Source organism: Xenorhabdus koppenhoeferi, assembly GCF_900116635.1.
Taxonomy (GTDB): Bacteria; Pseudomonadota; Gammaproteobacteria; order Enterobacterales; family Enterobacteriaceae; genus Xenorhabdus; species Xenorhabdus koppenhoeferi.
This window is the reverse complement of record NZ_FPBJ01000013.1, coordinates 33,543-42,235: the sequence shown is the minus strand read 5'-3', so window position 1 is coordinate 42,235 and position 8,693 is coordinate 33,543. Positions and strand designations below refer to the sequence as shown.

Annotated in this window: 2 protein-coding genes and 1 pseudogene; 1 reads left to right on the top strand and 2 read right to left on the bottom strand. The window is 46.3% G+C overall.

Features of this window, described 5'->3' with window-relative positions; genetic code table 11:
* Positions 1–81 precede the first annotated feature (81 nt).
* Positions 82–5,637, bottom strand: a pseudogene (locus BM329_RS06100) (TcdA/TcdB pore-forming domain-containing protein); the annotation flags it as partial.
* A 617-nt stretch (positions 5,638–6,254) separates the two neighbouring features.
* Entirely contained in the window at positions 6,255–6,758 is a 504-nt protein-coding gene (gene tpx / locus BM329_RS06095; protein WP_092550325.1) for a thiol peroxidase, read from the bottom strand.
* Between the two features lie 289 nt (positions 6,759–7,047).
* Between tpx and BM329_RS06090 the strand changes: the two genes are divergently transcribed.
* Positions 7,048–8,679 (top strand): peptide ABC transporter substrate-binding protein, encoded by a 1,632-nt coding sequence (locus tag BM329_RS06090; protein ID WP_092550322.1) that lies wholly within the window; start codon positions 7,048–7,050, stop codon positions 8,677–8,679.
* Positions 8,680–8,693 lie beyond the last annotated feature (14 nt).

Genomic DNA, 8,693 nt, shown 5'->3' with positions numbered 1-8,693 from the left:
TTTCATATTGTCTTACATCTTGTTTTACATCCCAGGGCGAGATAACCCATCAATATCATGGATGGTTCTTCCACTGAACCTCTATTTAAAATCAATATTTCCGTTGTAATGAGGCATAGCAAGGGCTGATTGGGCGTGAGGGAACAAATTGGTGTTATAGTCAGAGAACCCCATATTAGGCGTAAATCCACTCATTGCCTGCACCAGAGAATCGGCCCCGCTAACAGAGGGAGCTATATATTCATCAAGGTCATTGGTTGCCACCACGTTATCCAAAACATAGCCAAATCCATCACTTAAACCTATTCCGGAAAATTCCAGACGGTTGCTGCCAGCCCTGGCCGTTAAGTTCAATGTCCTGTGTTGCCATCCTGGGCTGCTATTTACGGCATTAAAAACAAGCTGATCATTCCAGTAAACTTCCAGGCCGTTATCAGCACCAGTATTAACGCGCCTTGCAAAATCGAAGTTAACGAAAATCTTCTCATCCGCCGTCAGATTTTTAATATCCTGATAGATATTGGTATTACCTGTGACATCAAGCTCAGTGACACACTCACCATGTCCTTCTGTACTGAGCCCGTATGCATTAGCGGCATGTTTAGCCTCAATGCCATTGGTGTCCATCCATCCCTCAGCACCTTGTTCAAAATCACCATTGACGAGCAGGTTGCAATCCATCCGCATGCTATTAGTTTCTTTCTGTTTGCTTAAACTATTGACTAGGTGTACCACGCTGATCAGCGATGAGGCTCCATCCAGATAGATATGCAGATTAGTTTTGGCCTTGCTTTTGTATACCTGACGCACCACCAACTCCGTTCCGTTGCCAGTGTCAGTCAACTTTAAATCATCATTATGCCGGCTCAACAGAATGCTGCCTGGATTAGCTATCGGTAGCTTTAGTAGATCAAAAGCTTGCTCTGGATCGTAATTATCTATAACTACCGTACGGTAGTGATCCCACATCTCCTTACTGAGTTGATAAGTGTCGTTATTGGCTCCGCCATACAACACCAGACTATCAACACCGTCAATGATTGGTGGTGTCAGAGTGTCATTGTCCTCCCCTCCCTGAAGTAACAAAGATGAATTAATTCGCTTAATCCAATTAATTTTATTCGTTATTTTATCACCTTTATTATTGAGGCAGTACAGTTCCTGAGTTGTCTGGTTATATACATACGCCATCCTATTTTTTGCATTGGTTCCTACAAAACTCAGATGGTCCGAAGCTGGAATTCCATTGCCCACAAATAGCTGACCGCTGCCAACATCAAACCAACGTAGCATATGGCTACTCTGTAAGGTCAGCACCCCTTTGAAATGCCACTGATTGGCAAGTTTAGCGAGTGCTTGTGGCAAGTTTGTCACGTTATTCTGCTGCCATTCTTTGTTAACACCGACTAACTGTAACTTGCCATTATTGGACCGCAACAAAATCTCGCCCTTGGTTGTGATCAGGCGCATGCCGACATCAACCAGCTGTACTTCTTTGAGAGACAACTCAGGCGTCAGTTCACTGGCAACAGGAAGTTGTGCCGAGGCATCAAGCACATGGTCGGAGCCAAAGGCAGCAGCCAACGCATTCGCAGAAATCGCGGGCTGGAGATATAATTTACCGCTTTCAGGCTCAAAGAGCTGCGCGGAAGTGCCGCCCGTTTCGAACCCCAGAAACTGTAATGACTTATCCTGTAATGCCGCTGAAGGCACTACCACCTGCCCGTTGTGATACCATACCGACAGTGGTCTTTTGCCATCGCTGCCTTTGACTCCAAACACTGCCAAAGTGTTTCCGCTGTCAGTGATGCAGGCCAGATCCTGCCACCAGTGAGTCCGTCCCTTTAACCAATGTTCGTTGACGGCGACATAGCGAAGCTGCCCCAGCGCACTCAGTTGAGCCACTCGCCCATCCTCTGTGATGGCAAACAAACTTCCGTTCAGTTTAACTATGTTGGCCAATGGTGGGGTACTGACGCGCAATGCGGTGGGAGAGCTGGCATGAATAACAGCCTGCCCGGGGCCTTCCTGACGGAATAAAACCTTCTGCTCCTTGCTGTAGAAGAAAAACACTTCCTTACCAGAGAAGGCGAAAATACTGCCCGCTAACACCAAATCAGTCGGCATCTGCCAGGCGTGGTGGGTTTGTTCATGCGCTTTTGAGTACAAGGTATGATTGAATGATGGCGCCAGATTCGGTTTAATCAATGTTCCGTCGTTGGTACGTATCCAGTAGCGGTGCGCCACCCCAGCCGTATCCATACCAAACACCGTGATCAATTCCGCCCGGGTCGGTTGAATCTGCCGTGCGCCCAACGTATATGTCGACATCTTACGCTGTGTGCCAGAGTTCTCGCAGCTTTGGAGTATCGCCCCAAGCACATCATCCTGTCGGTCTGTGCTTGCCAAATGCTGGAGCAACGCATCATCACACACCACACTGACTAATTCCATTCGGTTATCAATGATCCGATAACCCAGCTCAGCGTCTCTCCCTTTCAGCTGATAATGGTGCGTCAGATAAACAACATCCCCTTCTTGCCATAACCGACTTATCTTGCCCGCATTATGGTTGCCCCACGGCATAAACTGCACATCGACCTGCCCGGTGGCGATATCTACCCGCCACGCCGTCGCGTTGTCGGCGTCGTAGAAATAGGCGTGACCGCCCATCACGGCACCCAATTGGGCGTGCTTGGCCTGTTCGTGGGGAGTATCGGTGAATATCATCCGCTCCTTAGCTACCTCGTAAAAGGCTCGACCAACATTACGCTCATTGTAGCTGTAGTTTTCTACTACCACATATTGCCCGTGCAACTGGTCGGCTTTGGCCAGATCTCTCAGATATTTTTCGATTTGCTGATCGGATACTTCGCTTGCATCCACTTTCACCACATTAGCTGTCCGTTCGAAGAAGTCGATTTCGCGCACCTCGTTCTTACGGTTGACCAGCAGCACCTGCCCGTTCTGGGACGGATCGAGTGTTATTTCAATCCCACCGATTTTCACTACCATTTCACCGCTTTTCGGTGGGTTTTTTGGGAAGTTGATAGTGCCGTTATCAAGTGAGCTGCTATCAATGACCCAGCGCGACAGTAAATTGCCACTGCCGTCCGAGTTTGCGACATCGCTCATAAGCTTCACTGTCGTCCCTTCGTTCAGCCCGATCAGGTAATCACCACCTGCTCCCTTGATCTCATAATGCAGGTAACCATACAGTGCTTTTGGTAGCTCTGGCACTATCAGTTTCCTGCTTCGCTGGTCTAATCTTACTTCGATCTGAGTTTTTACATATTCCTGATAGATCCTGCGGATAGTAACCTCACCCGGAAAGATATAGAAGTCATAATCAAAGCGATAATTCTCTTCCAGCCGACGGAGCACATCGAAACCGGTATCGTTACGCATAGTTGCACCGGGGAGCTGCATGTATTGGTATCTGATGAAGGATTTGGGTGTACCCGGCAGGATGAGCACATTACTGTCACTGTGATTGAGATAATGTGAAGCCGTCTTATAACCGATCCCACTGCGCACTTCGAGTGCTTGGCTGCGATCGCGAACCATCTTTGGGAAGTCGGCTATCCAGAAAAAATAATTAATTTCCCCCGAGCCTGTAGCACCAGAAGAAGTACGATAGATATACTGACTGTCTAAATCCACCTGTTTATTACGCAGATCCAACGTCTTGATCACAGCCCCTGTGAGGGGCACCAACACGTCTTTCTCACTATCATACCTATAGCCATTGCCCTTATAGGCCTTGTCGAGCATATTGAAATACACTCCCACTGCCTTAGCATCCTCAGCGACCACACTAAAGGCTTGGACCAGTGCCGTAAAGCCCACGGCTAATCCCCCCATAATGACCCCAGTACTACTGAGAACTGCCGCAGCCGTCGAGGCACCGAGCAGTCCGACACCTATCCCAGCGGCACCGCTAACGATGCTGGCCGAATCAAACGCCAGTTGAGTCCCGAATACCGCTTTCTGTGTGTCAGTTTCGGCATGAGCAAGTTCATAGGCGTCTAACCCAATAGAGGCTAGACCAAAAAGCAAGCCAATGCCTTTGTTGGCTTTATAAGGCATGGCTGAAGAAAATACCTTGAGTGAGGTTTTGGCATTTACCTTGTTGCCGCCTAGTGCTATACGCACCAGCTTAGTAACTGTCAACACATCGTTTACGCCACTGTGTGCTATTTGCGTGTAGTTAAGGTAACTGTGGATCTTGAGTGCGGTGGCCAGGTCAGGTGAAGAAATCCCAAGTGCCGCATAGTTGCGGTTTTTGTTGGCAAACCAGTGGATAAGCGACTGTACCGCAAATCCAGCGTTCAGCCCATCAACCGACGCGGCTTCGCCGGCAATGAAATTGTGCCGTTTCTGGCCGCGTCCGAGGGTGAAGTGCTGATTCCTGGTGTGCATATGCTTATCAATAAAATGGCGGAATTTGACAAAGGTGTCATCCTTGCTGCTTATCCACTTCTCTTCAAGGGTATCGCGATTGATGAATTGGACACCATAGTGGCCTTTATCCTGTTCCAGGATATTGTCAATCACCGGCATCCAACTCTTGTCAAGCTTATTTTTCCTGGCAAGCTTTGTAATGGCTTTGTCAAATCTTGCTCCCCACAGCTTAGTATCGAGGGTAACCAAGGCCGTGTGTAAATTGGCATCCTCGGCAATTTTCTCGTAGGCATTAATTATTTGCTTGACCGGCTTCCGTTGTTCTATGACCGTGGTCAGTGCATCGGGACGGGTCAAGTCAGCCACATTCAACCCATAACCTACCTGAGCTTTTGCCATCTTGACAGGATCGATCTCTACCAGGTTGAAGGTAGGGGTAGACTGACTGCCAAATGCACTATAATAAACGGCCAAATTGCGTTTTACTAAGTGTTTTACCATGGCGCTGGAGAAATATTCCGCATTGTCAAATGCAAAAACTCCGACATTTGGATCATAGAAATAGTAACGACGCCCTGCTGCTCCAACAGTAGATCCCACCATCATTGAGTGATTTAGGGTATTCAGAGCAAACATCGAAGTGGCAGCCGATTTTTTCAGCAAGGAGACAACCTCGGATAATGTAGCACGTCCCCGCGGCGTTGATGCCTGCCCTGCCTCACCATTGGAGTGCAGGTTGACCAGACTGTTTTTTAGCAGTGTGGAACTGCCCGCCTGAGGGGAAGCGGCGGCCAAGAAGAGTTTTTCCACCAGACTGTTGATTCCCGCCTCACCATTGCTGGCGAGTGCCACCGCCATAGCCCTGACCAAGGGATAGCAACGGCCGCCTGAGGCGTCTCTGACCAATGACAGATAGAAATCTTGTGGCACCAGGTGGCTGGAAATACTTCCGGCACGTTGAAAATCTGCGCTGAATACCGCTGTCTGCTTCAGTACTTGATCAATGTATTCAGCTCGACTCGCTTCAGTGATGCGACTGATTAAGGCCCCCTGTTGCTGCTCAGTTAGCTGACCCTCCAAAAACAGACTTTTCATCTCCAGAGCCGACATCCTGTCGTTAAAACCCGGAATACTGACATCCTGAAAGTTGCGCAAACCATCAGTAAACTCAGGACGCGCCCTGTACTGATAAACTTTGGCGAAGAAAGCATAACGTTCGCCCACATTAATGTGGGCGCTATTATTTGGCATAATAACTTATATGAACTCATCCCGTTTGCAAAGCTTCCTGTTGTTCAGACATTGACGACAGTAGCAGTTTATATCCGGCCTTATTACAGCCAGTGCTGCGTGTCATTCTCTGACTCACGCCTTATCCCGCTTACGAGCTTTAAGCTCAGGGAATGATGCAGGTGTATGGCGTCTTAGTCTTGCCTGTCGTTGTCATCACTATGGCTGCCTAATCAACCTTTCAGCATTCACCCTTATATTAAAAGAATTAATATTTATCAGCGGATATCATTCTAAATGGCTTGACGTTGATCGCTGATGTATGTTTGTCGTATATCCTGTCATTAGCCCCCTGTTGTGATCAACAAAAATTGGTCACTCTATCAGGACAATCAGGTGATTTAGCAACCGATCTTTCGGTGCCGGGAAAAGGTACTGGCGGTCAGTTGTTACTTGCCGCGGGGAAGCGCTGGTCTCTAAAGTTAGTCTCTAAAAAATGAGCGGCGATGAACTCATTAATTGTGAATTCATCGCCGCTAAAAAATAAAATAAAAATAGTTATAAAATAACTAGTTTGCTGTATTTAAAAACAAAACTATAACATTATCAATAATAAAAAATTATTTTAACGCTGATAATGCACTGTCGTAATCAGGTTCATTGGTGATCTCATCAACCAACTGGCTGTAAATAACCTGGTCATTCTCATCCAGAACAACAACAGCCCGCGCAGTCAACCCACCCAGTGGGCCTTCATTTATTGCAACACCATAATTTTCATGAAATTCGCTACCACGAAGTGTGGAAAGAGTCACAACATTAGATAAACCTTCAGAACCGCAGAAGCGAGACTGAGCGAAAGGCAAGTCCGCTGAAATGCACAGTACGATGGTATTGTTCAGTTCGCTGGTGAGTTGATTGAATTTACGGACAGAAGTCGCACAAACACCAGTATCAATGCTTGGGAAGATATTAAGCACTTTACGTTTACCTGCGTACTGGCTCAATGTTACATCAGCAAGATCTTTAGCAACCAGTGTGAATGCTTTTGCTTTCTGGCCTGCTTGTGGGAAATCGCCGTTGATGATGATATCACTACCTTGAAACTTGACGGTTTGTGTCATGGTTTTATCCTTCTAAAAGTAAACTACGTCGTCAGTGTAAAGGAATAGTGCGATCTTGCCCACAAAAATAGATGCAGTATTTATACACAATGGATTTCAAGTTGCATCGCGACGGCAAGAGAGCAAATCCCCGGGAGCATAGATAACTATGTGACCGGGGTGAGCGAGCGCAGCCAACAAAAAGGCAGTTTGAAAGACGAAGTGTATATGAAATACTCTGCCTCCCTTTAATTAACAATATTTCATAATTTATTTTAGGATAATGATTAGGCTCATAAGGCAAAAGAATATGCATAATTTTACGTTGCTTCCCTCTGTATTGTTGATGACTGGTCTCTCCCTTTCTTTTTCTGTTTTTGCTGCTCATGTTCCTGTAGGTACTGAATTGGACCCTTATCAGGAATTAGTGCGTCAATTGAAAGATGAGCCTGCATCATTAGATCCGATAAAGTCTTTCGGTTTGACGGAGGCGCAAGTACTACGTGATCTATTCGAGGGATTAGTTAATCAAGGTGCGGATGGGCAAACCATAGCGGGAGTTGCCACAGAGTGGAAAACGACAGATAACAAAACATGGATATTTACGTTGCGTAAGGATGCCCGCTGGTCTAATGGTGACGGCATTACGGCATCCGATTTTGTGTATAGCTGGCAGAGATTGGTCAGTCCCGTCAATGCCTCTTCTTTTTCTTGGTTTGCAGCCTTATCGGGCATTCAAAATGCACAAGAAATTATTGATGGGAAATTGCCGCCGGAAAAGCTGGGTGTGGAAGCTATCAATCCTTATACGCTAAAAGTGACTCTGGATCGGCCTGTACCTTATTTTCCCAGTATGACCGCCAACTTTAGTCTTTATCCGGTCAATAAGCAGATTATCAAAAAATATGGCAACAACTGGATTCGGGTAGGGCATTTGGTTGGTAATGGCGCGTTTATGTTAACGGGACGAGTCGTCAATGAAAAAATTGTCCTGACACCAAATCCGTACTATTGGGATAATAAAAACACGGTATTGAAAAAAGTAACTTTTATGCCCATCAGCCAGGAATCTAACGCAACCAAACGTTATCTGGCAGGTGATCTCGATATTACAGAGTCTTTCCCCAAAAACATGTACCAGAAATTGCTGCGTGAACTTCCGGGACAAGTTTTTACGCCGGATCAATTAGGAACATACTACTATGCTTTTAATACACAGCGGGCACCAACAAATGATATTCGGGTCAGGCAAGCACTGTCCATGACAATAGACAAAAGGCTGATTGCCGAAAAAGTCGTGGGGACAGGGGAAAAACCGGCCTGGCATTTCACTCCTGATGTGACAGCAGGATTCCGGCCAGAGAAAACCCGGCAAGAAACGTTGACTCAACAAGATCTGGATGAACAGGCCAAAAAGCTACTGAAAGCTGCGGGTTATGGCCCTGAACACCCTCTGAAAATATCATTGCTTTATAACAAATTAGAGAATAATCAGCGGATTGCAATTGCGGTCAGTTCAGAATGGAAGAAAAAACTGGGTGTAGAGGTCAAATTAGTCAATCAAGAATGGAAAACTTACGTTGATAACCGTAATACCGGTAATTTTGATGTGGTCAGAGCCTCCTGGACCGGAGACTATAACGAGCCATCAAGTTTTCTGTCTCTTCTGACATCTACCCACAGTGGTAATCTCTCGAAATTCCATAACGCTGACTATGATGCGTTGCTCAAAGCTGCCAGTTATGAAACGAATAATCTGGCCAGAAACCGCTATTACAATCAGACCGAAAAAATGATTGCAGAACAAGCACCAATTGTACCGATTTATCAATATACCAATGGTCGATTAATCAAACCGTGGTTAAAAGGATACCCGATCACTAATCCTGAAGATGTCGCCTATAGTCATACCATGTATATCATCAAGCATTCTGATGACTAATTATAAGAAATAAG